Origin of the sequence: Acinetobacter pragensis (assembly GCF_001605895.1) — a bacterium.
Lineage (GTDB): Bacteria > Pseudomonadota > Gammaproteobacteria > Pseudomonadales > Moraxellaceae > Acinetobacter > Acinetobacter pragensis.
The window spans coordinates 105,501-129,018 of sequence record NZ_LUAW01000020.1 but is presented as its reverse complement, the minus strand read 5'-3'; the positions used below and the strand labels follow the sequence as shown (position 1 = coordinate 129,018).

Annotated in this window: 20 protein-coding genes; 9 read left to right on the top strand and 11 right to left on the bottom strand. The window is 43.6% G+C overall.

The features are described 5' to 3' along the window. The first annotated feature begins 159 nt into the window (after positions 1-159). Positions 160-2,358 (top strand): TonB-dependent receptor family protein, encoded by a 2,199-nt coding sequence (locus AZH43_RS09090; protein ID WP_067668900.1) that lies wholly within the window; start codon positions 160-162, stop codon positions 2,356-2,358. Between the two features lie 134 nt (positions 2,359-2,492). Continuing rightward, positions 2,493-3,089 (top strand): undecaprenyl-diphosphatase, encoded by a 597-nt coding sequence (locus tag AZH43_RS09085; RefSeq protein WP_067668898.1) that lies wholly within the window; start codon positions 2,493-2,495, stop codon positions 3,087-3,089. 69 nt (positions 3,090-3,158) lie between these two features. On the opposite strand, the gene proB is transcribed toward AZH43_RS09085, so the two are convergent. The 4 genes from proB to AZH43_RS09065 all read right to left on the bottom strand — a co-directional run bounded on the left by proB (position 3,159) and on the right by AZH43_RS09065 (position 7,369). After that, positions 3,159-4,292 carry a glutamate 5-kinase gene (gene proB / locus AZH43_RS09080; protein WP_067668896.1) on the bottom strand — a complete coding sequence of 378 codons (1,134 nt, stop codon included), beginning with the start codon at positions 4,290-4,292 and terminating at the stop codon, positions 3,159-3,161. A gap of 45 nt (positions 4,293-4,337) precedes the next feature. Beyond that, a complete protein-coding gene (gene cgtA, locus AZH43_RS09075) occupies positions 4,338-5,552 on the bottom strand; it encodes an Obg family GTPase CgtA (RefSeq protein WP_067668894.1) in 1,215 nt (404 codons plus the stop codon). A gap of 257 nt (positions 5,553-5,809) precedes the next feature. Beyond that, complete coding sequence (locus AZH43_RS09070) at positions 5,810-6,934, bottom strand: GGDEF domain-containing protein (protein ID WP_067668892.1); 1,125 nt, start codon at positions 6,932-6,934, stop codon at positions 5,810-5,812. Positions 6,935-6,991: 57 nt separating this feature from the next. After that, positions 6,992-7,369 (bottom strand): winged helix-turn-helix transcriptional regulator, encoded by a 378-nt coding sequence (locus tag AZH43_RS09065; protein ID WP_067668890.1) that lies wholly within the window; start codon positions 7,367-7,369, stop codon positions 6,992-6,994. Between the two features lie 129 nt (positions 7,370-7,498). Between AZH43_RS09065 and AZH43_RS09060 the strand changes: the two genes are divergently transcribed. Continuing rightward, positions 7,499-8,353 carry an SDR family oxidoreductase gene (locus AZH43_RS09060; protein WP_067668888.1) on the top strand — a complete coding sequence of 285 codons (855 nt, stop codon included), beginning with the start codon at positions 7,499-7,501 and terminating at the stop codon, positions 8,351-8,353. Between the two features lie 196 nt (positions 8,354-8,549). Here the strand turns inward: AZH43_RS09060 and AZH43_RS09055 are convergent, their stop codons facing one another. The 6 genes from AZH43_RS09055 to uvrB form a co-directional block, all read right to left on the bottom strand. Continuing rightward, positions 8,550-9,230, bottom strand: coding sequence for a hypothetical protein (locus tag AZH43_RS09055; RefSeq protein ID WP_067668886.1), 681 nt, complete (start codon positions 9,228-9,230; stop codon positions 8,550-8,552). Then, the gene (locus AZH43_RS09050) at positions 9,230-9,973 is read right to left on the bottom strand and encodes an MFS transporter (protein ID WP_067668884.1); all 744 of its coding nucleotides are present in this window, start codon (positions 9,971-9,973) and stop codon (positions 9,230-9,232) included. The genes AZH43_RS09055 and AZH43_RS09050 overlap by 1 nt, the downstream gene beginning before the upstream one ends. Positions 9,974-10,291: 318 nt before the next feature. After that, positions 10,292-11,749 (bottom strand): glyceraldehyde-3-phosphate dehydrogenase, encoded by a 1,458-nt coding sequence (locus AZH43_RS09045; protein WP_067668882.1) that lies wholly within the window; start codon positions 11,747-11,749, stop codon positions 10,292-10,294. Between the two features lie 452 nt (positions 11,750-12,201). Next, positions 12,202-13,137, bottom strand: coding sequence for an EamA family transporter RarD (gene rarD / locus AZH43_RS09040; protein WP_067668880.1), 936 nt, complete (start codon positions 13,135-13,137; stop codon positions 12,202-12,204). A gap of 129 nt (positions 13,138-13,266) precedes the next feature. Beyond that, positions 13,267-13,854, bottom strand: coding sequence for a lipocalin family protein (locus tag AZH43_RS09035; RefSeq protein ID WP_067668879.1), 588 nt, complete (start codon positions 13,852-13,854; stop codon positions 13,267-13,269). 140 nt (positions 13,855-13,994) lie between these two features. After that, positions 13,995-16,016 (bottom strand): excinuclease ABC subunit UvrB, encoded by a 2,022-nt coding sequence (gene uvrB, locus AZH43_RS09030; RefSeq protein ID WP_067668877.1) that lies wholly within the window; start codon positions 16,014-16,016, stop codon positions 13,995-13,997. Between the two features lie 424 nt (positions 16,017-16,440). Between uvrB and AZH43_RS09025 the strand changes: the two genes are divergently transcribed. Both AZH43_RS09025 and AZH43_RS09020 read left to right on the top strand, forming a co-directional pair. Then, on the top strand, positions 16,441-17,220 hold the full coding sequence (locus AZH43_RS09025) for an A1S_2505 family phage non-structural protein (RefSeq protein ID WP_067668875.1): 780 nt from the start codon (positions 16,441-16,443) through the stop codon (positions 17,218-17,220). 169 nt (positions 17,221-17,389) lie between these two features. Beyond that, positions 17,390-18,814 (top strand): sensor domain-containing diguanylate cyclase, encoded by a 1,425-nt coding sequence (locus AZH43_RS09020; protein ID WP_067668873.1) that lies wholly within the window; start codon positions 17,390-17,392, stop codon positions 18,812-18,814. Positions 18,815-18,906: 92 nt separating this feature from the next. Here the strand turns inward: AZH43_RS09020 and AZH43_RS09015 are convergent, their stop codons facing one another. Beyond that, the gene (locus AZH43_RS09015; RefSeq protein WP_067668871.1) at positions 18,907-19,086 is read right to left on the bottom strand and encodes a hypothetical protein; all 180 of its coding nucleotides are present in this window, start codon (positions 19,084-19,086) and stop codon (positions 18,907-18,909) included. Positions 19,087-19,400: 314 nt separating this feature from the next. On the opposite strand from AZH43_RS09015, the gene AZH43_RS09010 reads away from it, so the two are divergent. From AZH43_RS09010 to AZH43_RS19070, 4 genes are all read left to right on the top strand, one after another. Further along, complete coding sequence (locus AZH43_RS09010; protein WP_067668869.1) at positions 19,401-20,489, top strand: OmpW/AlkL family protein; 1,089 nt, start codon at positions 19,401-19,403, stop codon at positions 20,487-20,489. Positions 20,490-20,727: 238 nt separating this feature from the next. Beyond that, positions 20,728-21,804, top strand: a complete 1,077-nt coding sequence (locus AZH43_RS09005) for an OmpW/AlkL family protein (protein WP_067668867.1) — start codon at positions 20,728-20,730, stop codon at positions 21,802-21,804. Between the two features lie 155 nt (positions 21,805-21,959). Continuing rightward, on the top strand, positions 21,960-23,174 hold the full coding sequence (locus AZH43_RS09000) for an MFS transporter (RefSeq protein WP_067668865.1): 1,215 nt from the start codon (positions 21,960-21,962) through the stop codon (positions 23,172-23,174). Next, complete coding sequence (locus tag AZH43_RS19070; protein ID WP_264753350.1) at positions 23,167-23,301, top strand: hypothetical protein; 135 nt, start codon at positions 23,167-23,169, stop codon at positions 23,299-23,301. Before AZH43_RS09000 ends, AZH43_RS19070 begins: the two co-directional genes overlap by 8 nt. Positions 23,302-23,518 lie beyond the last annotated feature (217 nt).

Below are 23,518 nucleotides of genomic sequence, written 5' to 3'. Positions count from 1 at the left end.
ACCGTACACATGTGCGGTTTTTTTATTGAATCCGTTCTTAATCTGCCATTCAAGCAATCCCCATAAAACAACAGTATCAATTGATAATAATTATTATTTATATTTGCATCACGCATGGTTATGATATCCGCCTCTCTCCAATCAATTGCTCACAATACAATGTTTTTTTTAAGCCCCACCCCGTTTCACAATCTAAATTTTAAGGTGACCCAGCTGAGTCTAGCTGTCGGCCTTTCAATGCTCTGCCTATCCGCCGCGCATGCTGAAGAAAAAACAGCTGACAGCAGCAATGTTTTGCCGACCATTACCATTGAAGCGCAAGGCAACTGGCTTAAAAATGCCAATGCCGAAAAAGTTCAACAGCATGCAGGCGCTCGAACAATTATTGACCGAAAGTATTTAGATGAAACTGCATCGACCTCGCTTAAAGACGCTTTACGGCAGGTTCCAGGCGTGCAAGTTCAGGAAAGCAACGGCACTGGCGGCAGCGATGTATCATTAAATATTGGTGTCCGCGGCTTAACTTCGCGCCTTTCCCCGCGTTCGACTATCTTAATGGATGGGGTACCGCTATCTTTTGCGCCTTATGGTCAGCCGCAGCTGTCTTTAGCGCCTGTCTCTTTAGGCAATATTGAATCTGTAGATGTAGTCCGCGGTGCAGGCTCTGTACGCTTTGGGCCGCAAAACGTCGGCGGTATTATTAATTTTTCAACCCGCAGCATCCCAGAAACTTTTTCAGGTTCTGTCGGCTTAACCACAGAATATGCGTCGGGTACAGATCAAACTAAGCTCAGCCCGAATTTATTTGTGGGCGGCACACTGGACAATAGCTTAGGCCTTGCCTTGCTTTACTCGGGAACCAAAGGCAATGGTTACCGTGAAAACAACAATAAAACAGATATTGATGACGTATTGCTGAAAACCGCATATGACTTCAATGATCAAGACAAAATTGCGCTGAACCTCCATCACTATGAAGGTACTGGAGAAATGCCGGAAGGTTTAACGTCTGAGCAGTATAAAGCCAATCCATATCAAAGCGCTCATCAGCGCGATTATTTCAGCGGCCGCCGCTCGGATGCCTCACTGCGCTATACACATAAAGATGACGTCAATAATTTTGAGCTGCTCAGCTATTACATTGACTCATTCCGCACCAGCAATCTAGAGGTAGAATCCAGCGCAACGCAGCGCTATTTGGATATTTCCCCTCGCGATTATCAAGTATTTGCTGTTGAACCCCGTTATTCGCGTGCGTATCAATTAGGTAGCCTCAATAGCGAAGTAACCGTCGGCTACCGTTATTTAGAAGAAGAAAGTTCAGAACTTTCCGGCCGTTCAAGCACTTATGCAAAAGGCGCAGCTGTACCTAAAATCAACACCAGAACGACCAGTAACGGCGGTACCAAAGCGCATGCTGCTTATATCGACAACCGGTTTGAATTAGGCAAATGGAGCATCACACCAGGCGTACGCTACGAATCGATTGATACCCATAATAATTTCAGTGCATACAAAAACGGGGTTTTAAACAATACTGTCAATGCTTCGATCAAATCTGAAGAATTTTTACCCAGCTTAGCGGTCATGTACAAAGCTACTGAACATTGGAATATCTTCGCCAACGCTGCGGTTTCATTCGGCCCGCAGCAATACAATCAATTGGCTCGCGCGGTAAACAATGTTGCCCAAACAACAACGGATGGACTGCATCCTGAAAAATCAAATAACTATGAAATTGGCACCAAATATTTAGGCCATGGTTTAAATGCAGAATTAACCGCCTTTTATTTAGATTTTGAAAAGGAGCTGGTTTTAGAGCGCGATGCTCAAAACAATGGCATTTGGACAGATTTAGGCGCAACCAGCCACAAAGGTATTGAAGCGGGCCTCAGTTATGATTTTGGTCAATTCAGTGATGTACTTGAAGGCCTAACAGCTTACGGCAATTATACCTTCACCAAAGCGGTTGCTGAGGCAGGCAATTTTAAAGGCAAAGATTTACCGTTTTATTCACGCCATGTCGCCAATTTAGGAGTCGGCTATCAATATGATGCATGGAATATCAATGCAGACATGTTCGCTCAGTCCAAACAGCATTCCCCTGGCAATCAAGACTCAGGCATCTATCAAACTGAAGAAACAGCGAATGGGAAATTAGGAGACATTGCCGGCTATTCAACTTTTGCTGTACGCGCTGGCTATGATTTCAATCAGCAGCTGAATGGCCTAAAAGTTGCGGCAGGCATAAAAAATGTTTTCGATAAACAGTATTACACCCGTTCAACAGACAGTACAGGAGGCAAATATGTCGGGCAGCCGCGTACCTTCTTCCTGCAGACATCTTTTGATTTTTAACCGTTCATGATTCTGTAAAAAACCTGCCTATGGGCAGGTTTTTTTATTTCAGTTTTGCTGCATTAAATTACATAGCCCGGTTTTTTATTTGATAAAGTTCTCGTCAATTTTTCATTATTATTCATGTTTTTGTCATGCCGATTGACCACTTAAATTTATATTTATTCAACTTATTGAACGCGCCTGAACAGGCCTCTTCCATCATGATGCATTATGCAATTTTCATCGCGCATGATTTAATTTATGTAATGCTGCTGATTTTCGCCATCTTATGGCTGCGCGGCGGCTATCAAGTTAAAAAACAGATTTTAAAAGCATTCATTTTTACTTGCATCACCTTATCTATCAGTGAAATTGCATCTGCTGTATTCAGTACCCCCCGCCCTTTTGTGATGGACCTTGGGCGCACACTGATCGAGCACTCTCCTACAGGCTCATTTCCCAGCAATCACATGACTATTTTCAGCAGTATTGCCTTTGCTTATTATTTTTCTGCACAACGTGAAGTTGGAAAATTCCTGATTATTCTTGCTTGGCTGGTTGCATGGTCACGTGTCTATGTTGGTGTGCATTTTCCCATCGATATGGTCGGCGGTTTTTTGCTGGCGCTGCTGGTCAATGCATCCGGGCTCACGCTATGGAATAAATATAAGGAGCAGCTGATGGTTTGGGTGATGGCTATTTATCAAAAACTGTTTCAGCCGCTCATTGAAAAAGGCTTCATAAAATAAAATCCGCTTCAAAACAAAATCCCGCTCGAAAGCGGGATTTTTTGAAGATGCAAAACCAAACGATCGGCTTCAGTAAATCGCCATATGGTTGCGGTGGATCATTTCCAGCGAACGCGCCTCACCCAGCACTTGATGCACTTTATCAGACGCCAAGCCTTTCACCAGCTCAGCTGAACGTGAACTGAAATTCACACGGCCCACCGCAACGCGGCCACCCTGTGTATCGACACATTCCACCACATCACCGCGTTCAAAATGGCCTTCTACCGTACGCACGCCTACCGGCAGCAAACTGCGGTGATTTTCTTTAATTGCCTTCACGGCACCATCATCAATCACCAAACGGCCAGCAGTCTGCAAATGCGCAGCCAGCCATTGCTGATGCGCTGTCATACGGTCATTGTCTGTAATAAACAATGTGCCCAGCAGCTCACCTGACATTAAACGCGCCAATACATTATCGCTTTCGCCGCTGGCAATCAGGGTTGGACAGCCTGATTTAGCCGCTAAGCGCGCAGCGCGGACTTTCGTCAGCATGCCGCCGCGGCCGAATTTACCGCCGCCGCCAGCCATATCAAACAGGCTTTCATCCAAAGCGCGAACTGTATGGAACAGTTTCGCATTTGGATTAGAACGCGGATCAGAATCAAACATCCCTTGCTGATCGGTCAAAATAATCAGCAAATCTGCATGAACTTGACCTGCGACCATAGCCGCTAAAGTATCGTTATCGCCAAAACGGATTTCATCTGTCGACACTGTATCGTTTTCATTGATAACAGGAATCACCCGCCAGTCAATAAGATGCTGCAAGGCATCGCACGAGTTTAAATAACGGCGGCGGTCAGCTAAATCATCATGCGTTAACAGAACTTGCGCACTGCCAATGTCATGCTGTTCCAGAACGCTAGACCAAGTCTGAATAAGCCCCATTTGGCCAATTGCAGCGCACGCCTGAAGACTGGGCAGATCTGTGGGTCGGTTTTCAAGCTTCATGCGAACCATGCCTTCAGCCACAGCGCCGGAAGAGACAAGAATAATTTCATGCCCCGCATCATGCAGATCTGCAATTTGTTTCGCCCAATGCGAAATTGCATCCAGATCCAGACCTTTTCCATTAGCTGTGAGTAAAGATGAACCGATTTTAACTACAATCCGTTTACAGCCATTAAGCTGACGCTGCCCATCTACCACTTCTATCATCCTGTCCTCAGTTGCTCTTAGATATTCGTTACTCTAAATAAGAGATTAGCGTACGTAGAATACTTCCGCTTCACCATCATCTTCGTCATCATCATCTTCGTCATCCGCCAATAGGCCTTCAAGACGCTGCTGACGGCGCATTTCACGATATGCTTCTTTCGCGGCGATAGTCTGTTCACGTGTTTCAGCCTCAAGCTGATCACGGAACGCTTTCATTTGCGCTGCGTATTCAGGATCTTCCGCTTCACGTTCACGCTGTTCTTCAATCTGATCCATCAGGTAATACACAACCGGCTTGGTTCCTTCAGACAATAAGCCCGAAGTTTTAAATACCGGACCATCCCATTCCAATTCTTTCAGAATGTGGCTGCACCACTCTTCGCGCGTGTCTTCAGGCAGCTGATCCAGCTTGTTCAATACCAGAACTATCGGAAGTTTTGCCAATGTTGGAGAGAATTTCTCCAATTCAGCCAAAATCGCTTTTGCATTGTAAGCTGGGTCGGAGCCATCAATAGGCTGCACATCAACAATGTGAAGCAAAATGCGTGTACGCGCCAAATGCTTCAAGAAGCGGATACCTAGACCTGCGCCATCAGATGCGCCTTCAATAAGCCCAGGAATATCAGCCATCACAAATGAACGGTGGCTATCCGCATCAACAACACCAAGGTTTGGTACCATGGTTGTAAATGGATAGTCCGCTACTTTTGGCTTAGCCGCCGATACTGCGCGAATAAAGGTTGATTTACCTGCATTCGGCATTCCCAGCAAACCGACATCCGCAAGCACCTTAAGCTCTAAACGGATTTCACGGTATTCGCCTTTCGCGCCGGTTGTGCATTTACGCGGTGAACGGTTCGTCGATGATTTGAAGTGTGTATTCCCCAACCCACCTTCACCGCCCGCAGCAACCAGCACACGCTGTCCATCAGCAATTAAATCGCCGATGATATCGCCAGATTCGGTATCGACGATTGTTGTTCCAACTGGAACCATTAATACGGTGTCTTCACCGCCACGGCCTGAACAGTTCGCACCGCGGCCATTTTTAGCGCGCTCTGCACGGAATCTTCGTGTATAGCGGTAATCTACCAGGGTACTTGTATCGTCATCAGCTTGAATATAGACACTGCCGCCACGGCCGCCATCGCCACCGTCTGGACCGCCAAACGGTACGAATTTCTCACGGCGAAAACTGGCTACGCCATTGCCACCGTCGCCAGCCTCTACGGTAATGACTGCTTCATCAACAAAGCGCATATTGCCAATCCTCTAAAAACTTTAAAACCGCCTATTCTGCCATATTTTAAAGAATTTCTCGAATAGAATTATTCATGTTCCTTAGATATTTGCTCATTTTACTGGACTTGATGCATCTGCATTGGCCCTTGATTCTTAGATACCTCAATTTCAAATCCGCCATTTGCTATTTTTAACGGCATTGTTTGAGAATCAATAATGATCCTTTTGCTGAAAAGTCCCGACGCCAGCTTCATTCAGAAATGATTGAGCTATCGCTAAATCATGCAGATTTGGTTCTTTCCAAGCGATTTGGCCAAATACAGCTGTTCATCTGCAGCTTTAAACAGTTCATCAAAATTTTTAAAATTGTCATGGCTATGGCTCACCCCCATGCTTGCAGTCACAATCAGGTTCTGATGCAGATTCAGCTGAACCGGCTCTTGATTCAAAGCGCTTAAAATCCGCCCTGCAATTTGATGGCATTCATGTTTAGATGTATTTTTCAACAGCAGCAGAAACTCTTCACCGCCATAGCGGATAGGCAAATCATCAGCACGTGATTTTTCTTTTAATATTTTAGCCACATGCTTCAGCACCTGATCACCGAAAAAATGACCGTGCTCATCATTTATTTGCTTAAAATTGTCCAAATCTAAAATGATCAAGCCGCAATTTTCTGGAACGCCTGACGCTGTAAAATTGTGCTGCGCTTTTTCTAGAACCCTGCGGTTATATAGTTCCGTCAAGCCATCCATTAAAGACAGCTGTTTAATCTGTTCATTTTTAAGATTCCAGTTCCGCAGGCAAATATTCAGCACCCATATCATTAGGGCCGAATAAAAAACCATATAGATACTTGAATTAATTAAATAAAAATTCTGTATATCTGCAGAGAAAGTAACGTATGGCTGGAAAATCGGGGCATAATGAATGCTGCCGTTCACGGTTAGGCATATCAATACCAAAAATAAAACCGCTGTATTTGCAATTCCCCAATACACCACTTTTTTAGGCAGCAAAATCATCAAAATCAGGCAGGAGCCAATAAAAATAACACCATTGGTGATATTGATTATGCCTAAGGCAAATGCCGACAGCAGCATAGAAATTGCGTTATAGTTCACACCTAAATGTGCATAAAAATTACCGAACTTATTATATTTTTTCAGCCAAAAACCCAATAAAAACAGCATGCTCCCTATCAGCAGATAAACATACAGCACTCCATTTGCGGCTTTTAAAAACTCTATGTTCGCTAAAGGCTGCGCCATCACTTTGAATGACATATACAGCAAGCCTAAATCCATGTGCACAGAGGATGCCATAATCAATTGAATTTTAGAAAAGATGCTCCAATCAATAATTTTCAAAAGGCTATTCTGAATATTCAATACGTCCATTCCTTTTGCTTTATGCACTTTACCGCATAGCGCAGCATTCCTGCTCAAACATTGAGTTTAAGCGCTTTTACTGCTGTTTTTATTGCTTAATATTTCCGGAATATTCTGCTCAATCCAGCCAATTAAATACATAATTTTTTCCGCCGCCTGTGAGCCTATAAAAGTCAGCTGGTATTCAACTTTTGGCGGAACGACGGGATATACAGTACGCAAAATCAAGCCGTCCTGTTCCAATGTTTTTAAGGTTTGCGCCAGCATTTTTTCACTGATGCCCTCTATGCGTTTCTTCAGCTCACTGAAACGGTGTACGCCTTCACTCAGGCACCGTAAAACTAGAACAGACCATTTACTGGTGATGTGCTCTAAGATTTCCCGTGAGGGGCAATTTGCGGACAACACTTGCCCTAATAATTTACTCGAAGCATATGTGCTCATTAAATCTCTCCAATCCGTAACAAACTAACTTTTTGGTACGTACTTACATTTTGTAAGCTATCAGATTATGATTTGATCATCAAGTATATTTTATAGACATGTCAGGCAGACATATCCAGAGGAAAGAAGATGAAAATTGCAATTACTGGCGTGACAGGCCAACTCGGTCAATTGGTGATTAAAGCGCTGCTCAATAAAATCAACGCCAGTCAAATCATTGCTCTCGTACGCGATGAAGCTAAAGCTGACGGCTTGAAACAGCAAGGCATAGAACTTCGTCATTTTGATTATGATACGCCCGAAACATTAGTTCCGTCCCTGCATGGCATAGACAAGCTGCTGCTGATTTCCGCCAATGAAATTGGGCGCCGCACACCGCAGCACAAAGCGGTTATTGAAGCTGCTGTACAGGCCGGCGTACCTTACATTGCCTACACTAGTTTACTGAATGCAGCGCATTCACCATTGGGGCTGGCACAGGAGCACCGTGAAACCGAAGCCTTAATTAAAGCAAGCGGATTAGACTATACATTCCTGCGCAACAACTGGTATAGCGATAACTATTTAGCCACTGTGGCACAAATTGCGGAATCCGGCATTTTGTATGGCGCCTCCCAAACAGGTAAAATCAGTTCAGCATCCCGCACAGATTACGCTGAGGCCGCTGCGCAAGTCTTGGCAAGTACAGGACATGAGCATAAAACGTATGAACTGGCCGGTTCCGAAAGCTTTACCAAAGCGGATCTGGCGCAATTTATTGCAGATGCATCCAGTAAAGCGGTTATTTACCAAAACTTAACGGCTGCAGAACTGACTCAGAGCTTAGCCCAAGCTGGATTGCCCGCACCGTTAATTGATGTAATTGTTGATGCTGATGTACAGACTGCACAAGGTGCAATGTTCAGCAGCAGTAAAGATTTAGAACAGCTGATTGGCCGTAAAACCACCCCAATTGCAGAGCAAATTAAAACGCTGTTCCATTAAGTAAAGCAAACCGTTCATCTTGAATTGCTTGCTCCGCCATAGCGCTGGCTAAAGGTTGCCTCGACCTATAGCGCCTTGAAAAGAAACCCTTTGCTTTACGGCAAAGGGTTTCTTTGAAGCCTGATGGATATATGGAATCCCTTCTTTATAAAATCATACGAATGACGTTCATCATTTAATTCAGCTAAGCTGATAATTATGGATGAATATTTCTCAGCGGCAGCTGCATATTCATATTTAAGTTGGCTTGAGTATTACGCTCGGCGTTATACATCGTTGCACGGAAAGAGGCAATTCTGCGCATGGTCATCGCATCATTGATATTCAGCTTCGGCGCGAACTGATGCAGCACATGCAGCTGAATGGTTTCGTCAAAAGCCAGATGGACCGGCCCATCAAACAAAATTTTAATCGGTATCCGGTAGGTTTTCTTTAAATGAAATGGAACATCTAAGCGAATAGGAATATCCATATTCAAAGGAAACTTGGGCAACAAGGTATTTTTTACCACCAAATCGGTTGATGCCTTCAAAGGCATCATCTGATCAATTTTAATCACCGTTTCATAATCAAGATCTACAGAGACGGGGACTTCTACAGTAAACTGCAAATTTGCCAAATATTTGCCCTGCAGCGGCAAAGCCAATTGCCGGTTAATCTCAATTTTTGTGCCTAATGTGCCTACCGATTGGGTTTGCAGATAATTGCCGACATGAATCCGCGTGGGCAGCGAATGCGGCAGTTCTATATCTGCGCGCTGCGCTGCGACCTGCATAGATGCCTGCACGTTCAAATACAGCCAAAACAAGAGCGCTATCAGGCATGTTGCCGCGCTAAAACTCAGCATCATGCGCTTGGCGGAATTGAAGATCCGCATCACGGCTGCCCCGTATTTTGCGCTTGCTCAGCATCTGGAGCAGATGCAGTAGGCGGATGGCTACGGGCGACACGCATGCTGTTCAACGGAATGACCAATTGCCCCTGCTTAATTTTAACTGGCAAAGTGTTTTGCACATCCACAGAGGCTTTCAGTGCCGTTTTAACCGGTACGTTTAAATGGCCTTCAATTGGAATATTGGTTTTTAGCGTTGCCTCTAGCGGAATACGCAGATTTTCTTTTAAGACAGTCTTTACTGGCGCATTAAACTTCAGATGAATTTTTTGCTCTAAGGGCACATTCATCGTAATCGGCACATCCAGCTGAATAGGTATAGTGCCTTTTAGCGGCAGAGTAATATCCTGCCCCATCACTTTAACTTTGACCTGTGTATCAACCGCCAAATTTTGATTAACCTTCAGTATTTCCCGCACAGGAATAACCGTTTTAATTGGCACTTGATTGTCAAAATATACACGCGGGGTCAGGGTCTGGCTTAATGGAATATTCAGCTGTTCTTTAATTGGAATTTCTGCATTGACCCGCCCCGAAACATCCACATCCAGCGCGTCATGAATTTTCACTTCTGCCTGCAAAGGCTCCTGCAGATCAATATTCACATTTTGATTATTCAGCGGAATATAAATATTAAAATGCTTGAACACCCAAATGGCGATCAGTACACCACACAGAGCTGCAAACACAATAAACGCCAATCCGCTGAGCACGTGCTTTATTTGCAAAGTTAATCCTTAACTTCTTTTTAATTTACCGCTATTGTTTCAAAACTTACTGATTTAATCTGCATTAATTCGTCAACTTTTGTAGCATTTTATTTATTTATTTCATGTACTTATTATAAAAGAAAAACCCTATAAAAGGCTGTTTCATCATATCCGCTATTTTTAAAACAAGCAGTGGCCAATAAACCCGCTACAGCTGTGCATTTTAATCAATTGGGTGTTTTTGCCTTGCAATGCTATAAGCTGAAAAACAGCCTGCCATAAAAAAAGAGCCTCAATTGAGGCTCTTTTTTAGCTAAAAACTAAAATACAAAAGAATTATGCATTTGTTTCAGCAGGAATTTTAGGATAGCTCACGCCGCCCATTTGTTCAGCAATACGCAATACTTGGCAGCTGTAACCCACTTCATTGTCATACCAAACATAAGCAGTTAAACGGTTGCCTGAAGTAATTGTTGCTTGCGCATCAAATACGCCCGCAGTACGCGAACCGATAAAATCAGACGATACAACCTCTGTAGAGTTGGTATAGCCAATTTGACCTTGAAGGCTTGAGCTGATTGAAATTTTACGGATGTATTCATTCACTTCGTCGCGATCAACTTCTTTATCTAAAGTTAAGTTCAAAATCGCAAGCGATACGTTTGGAGTAGGAACACGTACAGAGTTGCCAGTCAATTTACCTTGAAGCGCTGGAAGCGCTTTAGCAACTGCTTTAGCCGCGCCAGTTTCCGTAATTACCATGTTCAATGTTGCAGCACGGCCACGGCGGTCAGCTTTATGGTAGTTGTCAATTAAGTTCTGATCGTTAGTGAACGAGTGAACTGTTTCAACGTGGCCATTCAGCACTGTGTATTTGTCATGTAGCACTTTCAGTGTTGGCGTGATGGCATTTGTTGTGCAGCTTGCAGCAGAGATAATGGTATCTTCATCAAGAATGTCTGCTTGGTTTACACCAAACACCACGTTCTTCATGTCGCCTTTACCTGGTGCAGTCAAAATCACACGTGCAGCGCCTGGGCATTTCAAGTGCTGCGCAAGGCCTTCAGCATCACGCCATTTACCTGTGTTGTCGATTACCAATGCATTTTCGATGCCGTAAGCTGTGTAATCCACTTCTGCCGGGCTAGATGCATAAATTACTTTGATGAATTGACCGTTTGCAATAATTGCTTCGTTTTCTTCATCGACAGAAATTGTGCCAGAAAATGGACCATGAATAGAGTCACGGCGCAGCAAAGATGCGCGTTTTTCTAAATCGCCATCAGAAGATTTACGAACAACAATGGCTTTAATGTTTAAGCCGCGGCCTAAACCTGATTGACCAATCATTAAGCGCGCAAGAATGCGGCCAATGCGGCCGAAACCGTAAAGAACAACATCACGGCCTTCTACTGAAGTCGCACGGCCTTCCACAGATTTCACTGCGTCAGCAACAAAAGCAGTTAAATCGCCGCCCTGTTCTTTCAATGCAACAGCCAATTTGCCAAGATCAATTTCAGCTGTACCAATGTTTTCCACTTTAGCCAAAGCTTCAAGAATTGGGAAAGTATGAACAACAGAAAGCTCAACGTCCATCATGCGGGTGAAGCGGTGCGCTTTTAAAATCTGAATCACTGAACGGTTAACTAAAGAACGTCCAAAAACTGAAACAACGATATTTTTTTCACGGTAAAGCTGACCGATCAAGGCGATCATTTGTTCCGCGATTTCTTCACGGTTTTTCCAGCGACCTTGGTGCTCTGCATGTAAGGCGATGATAGTGTCTTTGCTCACAGATACGTCCTCTAATTAATTGTATATCTAGGCATAAATTTCAAAACCCGACAATTGTAATGGAATTATCCGAAAGATTGAATCTAAAACAGGTTTTGAACAGCCTATTTTCCTATATATTCATTATAATTTTATAAAATAGTTGTAATTATTTTTATGATTTCACTTTTAAAAAGAATTTAATCAGCAAGTTAAAAGTTTTTTTATATTTTTGTTTATTTGTTCCTTTATCAAACAAATTGATAAACATAAAATTTTCACAAGCGCATTATTCCAGCTTTTTAATCCCAATAACCGTTAGGCCTATCCATTCAGCCTGCCTAAATTTTGCTGAAAATGAACAGCGCAAGCATTGCATTGTCCATTTTAAGCATTCAAGGCCAGCCTATTTTATTTAAACAAAAACTAAAGCGGATTCAAAAGCCGGCATAACAATAAAATTTGATAGCCTTTCAATCATCGCTTAAGCGTTTTTGAAGGTTTTCAATATTCTGATCCAAACTTTCAGCATTGCGCTTTTGCTTGAAGATATGAAGGCAGCCTTCAATGACCAGCAGCACAACGGCCAGCCAAATTGGAATATAAGTCAGCCATTCAGCATCCGTTACCCGTTCTCCCATCATCATAGAGGCGAAGGCCAGCAATACCGGCTCTAAGTAACTCAGCAAGCCGAAGATCACAAAAGGCAAATAGCGGCTGGCTAAAATATAGCTGCCTAATCCTAATGCGCTGAAAAACCCTAAACCAATAACCGCCCAGATTAAATGGGTGTAATTCAATATTAAGCTGATGCTGTCACTGTAAATAAAGCCCAAATACACGGCTGCCGGCAGAATTAAGAAAAGATCCCACCAAAAACCGCCCAAATGATCTGTTTTCAAGACACGGCGCATGAAGAAATAAAGCGGATACGCCAGCGCCACATAGGCAGTTTCCCATGCAATACTGCCGACACGCCAGAGTTCGTGCCCCACCCCCAGCACAGCCAGCACGACGGCTGCCAGCTGCCATCTGCTCAGTTTTTCTTTATAGAGAACACAGCCCACCAGCACCATCACCAACGGCAATAGAAAATACCCCAATGAAACTTGCAAACCTCGGCCGTTAATCGGCCCCCATAAGAAAAGCCAAAGCTGTGTCGTGCAAAGCACAGAACTGAATATCAGCCACGGCAGCATCCAAGGTTCTTTAAAAATTCGTTTAAAAATATCGGCAACATGCTTTAAGTCCCCTGTCCACCACATAAATAAGGTCAAAAATGGAAGTGTAGCCAGCATACGCCAAGCAAATGTCTGCTCACTGTCCAAAGGTTTCAAAAACTGTGTATAGAAATACAGAACACCAAAAGTGACAGATGCCAATATAGACAATGCTACGCCTTTATACATCTTTTACCTCGAGTTGGATTCTTCAGTCATGCCGTCTTAATACTTGAATTTTCAAGATGTTTGAATGTTTGCATACTCCTCAAGAAAAAACCATGCCTGAGCATGGTTTTTGAATCATCATTGAAATGTTTATTTGGCCGTCTGTTTGGTATGAATCAAATCATTCAAGTCGTAGCCAACCGATTTGGCATACTCCAAATATTCATTAATTACAGTTTGATCGGGATGCGGCGTGCGTGAAAGCACCCACATATAATTGCGGCGTGGCTCACCGACCAGTACAGTCTGATAATGATCGTCGATTTTTAAAATCCAATAATCGCCGCGGCCTGCCGGAATCCAGCGGATCGCTTCAGGTAAAAAGCTGACTTTCAACTTGCTGTTAAAGGGTGCATTTTGAACAAATGCTTCACCCACCGACTGTGCAGTCTGCCCATTTTTCTGTACGCAGCGGTTGTCTACCTGCACATTGCCATTTTCATTCAAGGTATAGGTTGCCGTTACATCACGGTCGCATTTGTTTTGAAATGACATGGGCTTTCGGGCAACTTCATACCACACGCCTAAATATTTATCCAATTCAACTTTATCGACGACCTTCAGCGGTTTACTTTGCGCATAGGCCATGGTCGCCGCACCCAAGCCAATTAAAATAGCGCCGCCCACGGCTATTTTCGCCAAGGTGTATCCAGATTTCGGGAGATTCTCTTTGGTCATTACGAATACCTTTAACTGTCGCGTTTTCACGTTTTAATCATTAGCGTTCACTTAAGATACTGCGTAAATATCACTCAAACTGTCTATGTTATGTAATGATTTTCAATGATTTTTATTACTTCCACTTAGACAGTTTGCGTTCATTGCAGCATCTGCGCTTTTAACCGCAGAATCTCATCACGCAATCCGGCAGCCTGCTCAAACTGCAGTTCTTTAGATGCTTTCAGCATCTCTTTTTCCAGCTTGCTGATATGTTTAGCAAAGAGTTTCGGATCAGATATTAAATGCTGCTCATCGGCACTCAGCGCCTTTGCCTGATTTGAAATGCTGATATCAATTTCATCATCATTCAATACTTCACCATCGTCTAAGTCTTTCGCAACTTGGCGTACGGCGCTGCGCGGCACAATGCCATGCTCTTCATTAAAGGCTATCTGCAGCGCACGTCGGCGGTCTGTCTCATCTATCGCCTTTTGCATGGAATCGGTAATACGGTCTGCATATAAAATGGCTTTACCGTTTAAATTACGCGCCGCACGGCCAATGGTTTGAATCAATGAACGTTCAGAACGCAAAAAGCCTTCCTTATCTGCATCGAGAATTGCGACCAGCGAGACTTCTGGCATGTCCAAGCCTTCACGCAGCAGGTTAATCCCGATTAAGGCATCATGGATGCCTGAGCGCAGCTCATGAATAATCTTTGTCCGCTCAACGGTATCAATGTCGGAATGCAAATAGGCGACTTTGATGCCATATTCTTTTAAATAGGATGTTAAATCTTCCGCCATTCGCTTCGTTAGCGTCGTCACCAGCACCCGTTCATTCAATTCTTTACGATTGTTGATTTCTGACAGCACATCATCGACCTGAGTCAAGACTGGGCGAATTTCAATTTGAGGGTCGACCAGACCCGTTGGCCGTACCACCTGCTCCACAATCTGTTCAGATTTTTCCAGCTCATAGCGCGCCGGCGTCGCACTGACATAGATGGTGGACGGTACAATACGCTCCCATTCTTCAAACTTCATTGGACGGTTATCCAAGGCACTTGGCAGGCGGAAACCATAATTGACCAAGTTTTCTTTACGCGAACGGTCACCTTTATACATGGCGCCAATTTGCGGTACGGTCACATGCGACTCATCAATAATGAGCAAGGCATCATCCGGCACATAATCAAACAAGGTGGGCGGCGCTTCGCCTGCAGGCCGTCCAGATAAATGCCGTGAGTAGTTTTCAATCCCGTTGGTATAGCCCAGCTGCTGCATCATTTCTAAATCATAGCGGGTCCGCTGTTCTATGCGCTGCGCTTCCAGCAGCTTATCTTCCGCTCTAAAAAAGCCCAGACGTTCCGTTAATTCTTCCCGAATCGTATCAATGGCGCGGCGTAAATTATCTTTGGGCGTTACATAATGGCTTTTCGGATAGATCGTCACCCGAGGAACTTTACGGATCATTTTTCCAGTCAGCGGGTCAAACCAGCGGATGGAATCCACTTCATCATCAAACAGCTCTATGCGGATGGCATACTGATCGGATTCAGCAGGGAAAATATCAAAAATTTCACCGCGGATTCGGTACGTGCCGCGCAAGAACTCAAGCTCATTGCGGGTATATTGCATCTCAACCAAACGGCGGATAATTTCATCCCGGTTCACCCGGTCGCCCTGCACAATATGCAGGAGCATACTCATATAGGCATTCGGGTCACCCAAACCATAAATTGCGGAAACAGAGGCAACAATAATCGCGTCACGGCGCTCTAAAAGCGAACGGGTGGCAGACAGGCGCATCTGATCAATATGATCATTAATGGATGAGTCTTTTTCAATAAAAGTATCTGAAGACGGCACATAGGCTTCGGGCTGATAATAGTCATAATAGCTGACGAAGTATTCCACTGCATTGTTCGGGAAAAAGGCTTTAAATTCGCCATACAGCTGTGCCGCCAAGGTTTTATTATGCGCCATAATAATGGTCGGGCGCTGCGTCTGTGCAATGACATTGGCCATTGTATAGGTCTTGCCTGAGCCAGTAACCCCGAGCAGCAGCTGATCGTGATAGCCGTTCTCGATGCCGCGCACCAATTTTTCAATGGCTTGCGGCTGGTCACCTGCTGGCTCAAAGTTGGTCACTAACTCAAATGGCTGACTATCACTCATAATTTTCGGCTGCTTCACGCTATAAATTCAACTTTCAATTATGAGGGCAAATTTAACCGATACAATGCCTAATCTATATTTGTTTCAAGGATTTTATGGCGCATGTCCTTTTACTTATGCAAGCTGCCTGCTCAGTGCTTTTACATATTTTTGCGCAGCAGCTTTTTAATAGCAATGTGCCACGTTTCCTGCACTATTAAAAAGCTGCTATCTAAAAAATTTAATAGCGGCTTCACGTAAATGTTCAGATTTGGCTGAATATAAGCAGCGTTATAGGCATCCTCACATATTCAAAACAGTTATCATTTTTTTTTGCAGGCGCTTTTCAATATTTTTTAAATAATCAAAATAACTGTGTTCTTGACTTGACCAAATGCTAAAGCAATTGCACCATGAAATAATACCTTAGCTCAAGTGAGTTGCCATGACCTACCATTATCATGACGAAAGCATCGTTAAAAGCTTACCTGAAGATACAATTTTTGTATTTGGCAGCAACATGGCGGGCACGCATGCCGGCGGCGCGGCAAAAACAGCTCTTCTGCACTTCGGCGCCCTGAAAGGCGTTGGCCGCGGCTGGTCAGGTCAAAGTTTTGCCATTCCCACCATGAATGAACATTTGCAGCAAATGCCTCTGTCGCAAATTCAGCACTATATTGATGACTTTAAAATTTATACAAAAAATCATCCTAAATCTAAATATTTTATTACCTCTGTGGGCTGCGGTGTTGCCGGCTATAAAATTGAAGAAATTGCTCCAATGTTTAAGGGTATTTCACATAATGTTATTTTTCCAGCGTCCTTCCGCCCTTTTGTAGAAAAAGCTCTGCCGAAGCTGACGCAGCATTTTTTACAGACCATTTTCTCGGACAGTGTAATTTTCGCCTCTGATTCTGAAGAAACAATTGATGCATTGGAATTAACCGAGAATGAAAAAAGCGCTGCAAAAATTATTCTGAATACACAAATCTACCCGACTGACAGCAATGGCCGCGACCGTACTTTTGAAATACAGGATATTATGCATGTCCTGCAAGGCAAAGTATTTGAGTTCCAGCATTCAGCAGAAGATGCCCTGATGTTTGGCGGCGCCATTCTTGCGCTGCTGGAACTTTACAGCATCAATGAAAAAGACTTTGCAGATGTTTGGCTGGGCAAACGGGAAATCAGCCCGCCCAAAGCGGCAAGCAAATCCAAAAAGTAAAAATTGCATAACCGTCATTCATCCTATAAAAAACCCACCTAAAAGGTGGGTTTTTTATACATATTTATTCGCTTTTTAAAAAAAATTCAGCTATTTTTGAGATATATATCACATTAAATAAACAATATCTTGATTTTACCATTAAGAAAAAAATAGACCGAGCTTAGACATGTTATTGAATGATAGCCCTATATTTCATATATCCCCTATACCGTTATGGCTCGAAGACTTTAGCGAAATAAAAAAACAGCTAGATCAATGGCGCGAGCAAGGCGTTCAAGACTTACGCCAATATCTTATAAATGATGCTCAAAAAGTAGAAGAAAGCGCCAGTAAAATTAAAATTCTGCAAGTCAATGCCCGCGCGCTGGAGCTTTACGAAGCGGAACATTTAGCGCATTTGTGTGAAAATTTAGCTCAAATTTTCCAGCAGGATATGCTGCAGACCCATATTGAAGAATTGGTGCAATTGTGGGAGGGTAAAACCCATTTCATCAATACCTCAGTCAATTACACCATTTCCGGCAAGCGTTTAGATATTCAGCTGCGCTGTACCATTTTGCCTGAACATGAACATGACTGGTCCAAAGTCCTCATCAGCACCGAAAATATCACTCCCTATCAAAATGCCCGCCGGCAGGAAGAAAAAAACCGCCAAATTGCCGAAGCACGCTTCAACTATTCACCAACCTCACTGTGGGTCGAAGACTTCAGTATAGTCAAAGCCAAACTGGACCATTTACGCTCCATCGGCATTGAAGATTTTACAACCTTTTTAGATGTACACCCCGATTTCGTGCAGCAATGCATCAAAGAAATTATTGTCGTCGATGTCAATCAAGCCACTTTAGATTTATTCGGCGCCTCCGATAAAGACACTTTGCTGAAAAATATTCATAAGATATTCAGCCATGAGATGAACCAAACTTTCCGCAATCAGCTGCAGGACTTATGGGACGGTAAAATTCAGCATCAGCACGAAGCGGTCAACTATGCGCTGGACGGCAGCATCCGCCATGTTATTTTACAATTTACAGTATTCCCCGGTTATGAAAATACATGGAGTACGGTACAGGTTGCCCTCGTCGATATCACGGCGCGTAAAAAAGCCGAAAACTATTTAGAATATTTAGGCAAGCACGATGTCTTGACCAAACTGTACAACCGCACCTTCTATACCGAAGAAATCAACCGCTTAGAACGCAGCCTGCAGCGCCCTATCTCCTGTATTTTTATTGACTTAAATGGCTTAAAAGAAATTAATGATAATTATGGCCACGATGCGGGAGATGAACAGCTGCGACGGATCGGCAATGTATTGAGCCAGCTGATTCAAAATACCCAATATTCCGCTTCGCGCATTGGCGGTGACGAATTTGTTGTACTGCTTCCGAATGCAGATGAAGCTTCGTTGCAAAACAGCCTCAAAAGCTTGCATGAGCTGATGCATATCAACAACCAGTATCATTCACTGCATCCCATCAGCCTGTCTATTGGCTATGCCAGCACCTTGCCGAATGAACGCATAGAAGACTTATTGAAACGTGCAGATGGCTATATGTATACGCAGAAGAAAAAACATTACGGACATTAATGCTGTATTGCAGGTTTTGGTATGGAATGAATTCCGCTGAAGAGATGACGCTATCTTGAATAAAAAAACCTGCACAATTGCAGGTTTTTTTATTAACGCTTGCCCATAGAACGGCGGGTTCCGCGTGGCGGCATCCAAGTTCGGTCAGCATAGCTTTCAGGCTTAGGGCGGACTTGATTGTGCACAGCGTCTTGCTGATCAGAATCCGTAGCCGCCATAGGAAACGGAAGTTTCACTACAGCCTTCTTTTTGGGAGTATTTTGGGTGCTCATTTGATTCACTCAATAAATTCTGCGTCTATTGTACAAAAAAATCGAGGGTTTTGGGAAATGTTTACAACAGCAGCTGGAATCTGCTCCAGCATAGGCCTATCAGATTCAGCAGCAAGAACTGTCCCTGCCTTGCATATTCCGCTGCTGAGACCAATGTAGACTGATCAGTTTTGTACTTTTATCCGTCCATAAAAAAAAGATATATTTTTATTTAAATACAGACGTATAAAAAAATTAAATCATTTTAATCTCTTAAAGCAATCTTAATTGCGCTTTATAAAAAACCAGTAAAATAAAAACATGGAGTTAACCCAATGCGTCATAACGCTTTTTTATGTGCAGCCGCAAGTATCGCCTCTCTATCAGGTACAGTACAAGCTGCTGATTTTTCCAAATATTTCAGCATGGAAGCCCAGGGCTTTAAACGTTTTTCAGTTTCAGCAGGCGCTTTGCATGTTATGCCTCAAGGCAAGGCCCAGCCGTTTACTGTACAAACGGCAGTTCCGAATGGCACTGTGGCAAAAAACGGCGCGATCAAAGTCGATACTGTACTCAATAATCTTAATGAAAATGTTGATCAGTCAGGCTTGGCCACTGCCCTAAAAGGTTTAGGCTATTTAACTGGAGGCGCTTTGCCTGCCGGTTTAAGCGGCAGTTCCAAAATTAATGGACTGGAAAGCTGGGAAAATGCAAGCACTGGGCTTGAAGCCGATGATGTCACTACTCTTGGCCTGATGACCAACTACTTTTTCACTGACCATGTTTCTCTAGAAATGAAAGCCGGCATTCCGCCTAAAGTTGACTTGCAGGGCAAAGGACAGATTTATGCGCCGTTCTCTGCAATTACAACGCCAGAGCTTCTAGGTTTGCCCTTAAAGTTTATGAATATTGATCTTCAAAACAATATTTTTATTACAGACTTGGGCGCGCATGGTGCAGCGGCATCGGCCCGCGCTTGGACACCTGCTTTTGAATTGCAGTACCACTTTGGCAAAACCGGCGTCAATAAATTCCGCCCCTATGTCGGCGCAGGCATGATGTATGCCTATTTTAATGAGCTGGAAATGAATCCGCGCACCGAACAAGATTTGATTGCAGCCGGACATATGATTGCCAATATTAAACAAGGCCAAGCAGGCGCCTCGCTTGAAGGCAAAACAAGCAGCGCTAATCCTCAGGTCGATTTAGAAGCGACAGATGCTTTTGCGCCTATCATTACCGCAGGCTTTACTTACGACTTTAATGAAAAATGGTTTGCCGCAGCTTCTGTCAGCTACGCACAGCTAAAAAATGAAACGACCATAACCGTCACTGATGCAAAATTAGGCGAGCTAATCCGCTCTAAAGCTGACATTGAAATCAATCCATTGATGCTTTACGCAGGTGTGGGAATCCGTTTCTAATTTAAAATAAATTGACGAAAAGCAGGCACTTAATGCCTGCTTCTTTTATAACTTTTTATAATTATTTTTTACATAATAACTAAAATAAAGTCATTATTCTTAAACAAAGCGCATTACTTTTAACATGAAACCTACCTGTTTATCCGGTTTCAATAACATTCATTACAGTTTTTCATTCGCATAATTGGCGTTCTAAAAAAAATTCCAATTTAGCTGTTTTGGACATGGAGTCCTTTGAATGAAAAAAACTTTACTGTGCATGGCGACGTCCATGCTTGCCATACCCATGATCAGCCATGCTGACTCACCCTATTTCAGCCTGCATGATGGAGATGGCTTTAAACGCTTCTCTGTTTCTGTCGGCGCATTGCATGTCATGCCGCAAGGCAAAGCGCAGCCGTTTAAAGTGAACACCTCCGTCGCAAATGGTGAAAAGGCGACAGTTGGGGATATTTCTATTGATTCCGTAAAAGCAAATCTAGATCCTGATATGAACCCTAATATTTCAACGTGGTTTGTTGACGTTTTAGATAAGTTAGGCTCTGACACATTGCCTGGAGATTTAAGCGGCACAGCTGAAATTAATGGACTGGAAAGCTGGGACAATCAAGGAACTGGCTTAGAAGCCGATGATGTCACGACTTTCGGCATCATGACCAACTACTTTTTCACAGACAATGTTTCCATTGAAATGAAAGCAGGTATCCCGCCCAAAGTGGACTTGATGGGCAAAGGCAAAATTTATGCCCCGTTCGCTGCCATTGCAACACCGGAACTGGGAATCATCGATTTACCGCAAATTGCGATGAAAAACAGCCTGCTGATTACTGATTTAGAAGCCTATGGCCCCGCTGCTTCTGCCCGCGCATGGACACCCGCAGCAGAACTCCAATACCATTTTGGCAAAACCGGCGTCAATAAATTCCGTCCTTATGTCGGTTTTGGCGTGATGTATGCCTATTTCAATGAATTGGAAATCAACCCGCGCACTGAGCAGGATTTAATTGCTGCCGGCCATATGATTGCCAATATCAAGGACGGTAAAGCAGGCGCAGCACTTGATGGAAAAGCAAGCAGCGCCAATCCAAAAGTAGACGTAGGAGCATCTGATGCTTTTGCGCCGATTGCAACGCTCGGCTTTACCTATGACTTTAACGACAAATGGTTTGCAGTCGGTTCAGTCTCTTATGCGCACTTAAAAAGCGACACCACAATTACCGTCAATGATGATACTCATGGTGAGCTGATCCGCTCTAAAGCAGATATTGAAATCAATCCAATTCTGGCCTATGCAGGTGTTGGCATGCGTTTCTAAATTATTGTGCTGACTATTCAAAAAGACGGTTATGCCGTCTTTTTTCATATCCGCGCATACATAACAAAATTTTATTGCTGGGCGAAAATTAATTAATCGTTTTCACGTAATGAATCGAATAACATAAGCGCAATGCATTATGTACAGAAAGCCAAATGACCGACACTCGATTTTCAAAGCCTCTCATTTATATGCTGATGGGCAGTGCCATTATTTTGGCGCTGTCGCTGGGTATCAGGCATGCATTTGGTTTGTATTTGGTACCCATGAGTGATGAATTTGGCTGGGGCCATAATGTATTCAGTCTGGCTATTGCGATGCAAAACCTAATTTGGGGCGCTGTACAGCCCATTACAGGCGCATTTGCTGACAAATACGGCAGTAAAATTGTGGTGGCAATCGGTGGGTTGCTTTATGCCCTAGGGCTATTGCTCATGGCCTTCAGCTCTACTGGGCTGCTTTTAAATTTAAGCGCCGGTTTAGTTCTAGGCCTTGCCCTTTCCGCAACGTCATTTCCTGTTTTACTGTCTGCTGTAGGGCGCGCAGCGCATCCGGAGAAGCGCAGTTTGGCTATGGGCATCGCCAGTGCCGCAGGCTCTTTCGGTCAATTTATTATGCTGCCCTCCACGTTGCTTCTGCTGCAGAATATAGGATGGTCAGCCGCTTTAATTGTGAGCGCTATCTTAGCAGCTTTAATCATCCCTTTGGCATGGATGCTGAAAGCGCCGATGTACAGCGCTCCCAATGCGCAATCCTCAGAAAGTAAGCCAGTTTTAGGCTTTAAAGATATTTTAATCATTGCTAAAAACCATAAACCGTTCTGGTTCTTGGCCTTAGGTTTCCTTGTTTGCGGTTTCCAAGTGGTGTTTATCGGCATTCATTTGCCCGGCTATTTAATTGATCATGGCTTTACTGCAACGACCGGTACAATATTTCTGGCACTCGTTGGATTATTCAATATTTTCGGTACATACGGCGCTGGCTGGCTGGGCGGAAAATTCTCCAAGCCGCATTTGCTCATGTGGCTTTATGGATTGCGCGGCATCGCTATCATCGCGTTCTTAATGCTGCCGCTGAGCACATGGACAATCTATGCGTTTGGTATCATTATGGGGTTATTGTGGCTATCTACCGTACCGTTGACCAACGGTATTGTGGCCAATATGTTTGGAGTGAAATACTTATCCATGCTCAGCGGGATCGTATTTTTCACCCACCAAGTCGGCTCATTCTTTGGCGGCTGGCTGGGCGGTGTTAACCATGATCTGGCTGGCAACTATAATATGGTTTGGGCTTTCTCCATTGTTCTAAGCGTATTGGGCGTACTGGTGCATTTCTTTGTAACTGAGGAGCATGTTATTCATGACTGATTCAATGCTGGGATTAAAGCTCGCCATTCTTGCCATAGCTGTCGCTTTTTTAGCGCTGGCCATTACACTTTGGATCAAAACCCCGCAACTTTTTGAATATTTCAATCAAGCATTCTGCGCGCATTAAAATACATCTAGCCCCCCGTGCAATCATGTTCAGCACACCCGAATATCGATGGAGAATGTCAAAAAGTTGACATTCTCCATCAGTTTTTCTGCTGAGATTTTCAAGATTAACTAAAAGTTAAAAAATCAGACATTTAATTTATTTTCTTCAATTTTTTATAAGTTTAGCACTTCTTATGATTTCTCTTGCGGCCTGTTATTTCTTAAATTTCAGTTGA

What these genes read in the sequence shown, in the direction of transcription:
- AZH43_RS09025 (WP_067668875.1), top strand. Translation starts at nt 16,441, where the DNA reads ATGACCTACCATTATCATGACGAAAGCATCGTTAAAAGCTTACCTGAA.
- AZH43_RS09005 (WP_067668867.1), top strand. Translation starts at nt 20,728, where the DNA reads ATGAAAAAAACTTTACTGTGCATGGCGACGTCCATGCTTGCCATACCC.
- AZH43_RS09065 (WP_067668890.1), bottom strand. Translation starts at nt 7,369, where the DNA reads ATGAGCACATATGCTTCGAGTAAATTATTAGGGCAAGTGTTGTCCGCA.
- AZH43_RS09020 (WP_067668873.1), top strand. Translation starts at nt 17,390, where the DNA reads ATGTTATTGAATGATAGCCCTATATTTCATATATCCCCTATACCGTTA.
- uvrB (WP_067668877.1), bottom strand. Translation starts at nt 16,016, where the DNA reads ATGAGTGATAGTCAGCCATTTGAGTTAGTGACCAACTTTGAGCCAGCA.
- AZH43_RS09060 (WP_067668888.1), top strand. Translation starts at nt 7,499, where the DNA reads ATGAAAATTGCAATTACTGGCGTGACAGGCCAACTCGGTCAATTGGTG.
- AZH43_RS09010 (WP_067668869.1), top strand. Translation starts at nt 19,401, where the DNA reads ATGCGTCATAACGCTTTTTTATGTGCAGCCGCAAGTATCGCCTCTCTA.
- AZH43_RS19070 (WP_264753350.1), top strand. Translation starts at nt 23,167, where the DNA reads ATGACTGATTCAATGCTGGGATTAAAGCTCGCCATTCTTGCCATAGCT.
- AZH43_RS09090 (WP_067668900.1), top strand. Translation starts at nt 160, where the DNA reads ATGTTTTTTTTAAGCCCCACCCCGTTTCACAATCTAAATTTTAAGGTG.
- AZH43_RS09055 (WP_067668886.1), bottom strand. Translation starts at nt 9,230, where the DNA reads ATGCGGATCTTCAATTCCGCCAAGCGCATGATGCTGAGTTTTAGCGCG.
- AZH43_RS09070 (WP_067668892.1), bottom strand. Translation starts at nt 6,934, where the DNA reads ATGGACGTATTGAATATTCAGAATAGCCTTTTGAAAATTATTGATTGG.
- AZH43_RS09035 (WP_067668879.1), bottom strand. Translation starts at nt 13,854, where the DNA reads ATGACCAAAGAGAATCTCCCGAAATCTGGATACACCTTGGCGAAAATA.
- rarD (WP_067668880.1), bottom strand. Translation starts at nt 13,137, where the DNA reads ATGTATAAAGGCGTAGCATTGTCTATATTGGCATCTGTCACTTTTGGT.
- proB (WP_067668896.1), bottom strand. Translation starts at nt 4,292, where the DNA reads ATGATAGAAGTGGTAGATGGGCAGCGTCAGCTTAATGGCTGTAAACGG.
- AZH43_RS09015 (WP_067668871.1), bottom strand. Translation starts at nt 19,086, where the DNA reads ATGAGCACCCAAAATACTCCCAAAAAGAAGGCTGTAGTGAAACTTCCG.
- cgtA (WP_067668894.1), bottom strand. Translation starts at nt 5,552, where the DNA reads ATGCGCTTTGTTGATGAAGCAGTCATTACCGTAGAGGCTGGCGACGGT.
- AZH43_RS09000 (WP_067668865.1), top strand. Translation starts at nt 21,960, where the DNA reads ATGACCGACACTCGATTTTCAAAGCCTCTCATTTATATGCTGATGGGC.
- AZH43_RS09085 (WP_067668898.1), top strand. Translation starts at nt 2,493, where the DNA reads ATGCCGATTGACCACTTAAATTTATATTTATTCAACTTATTGAACGCG.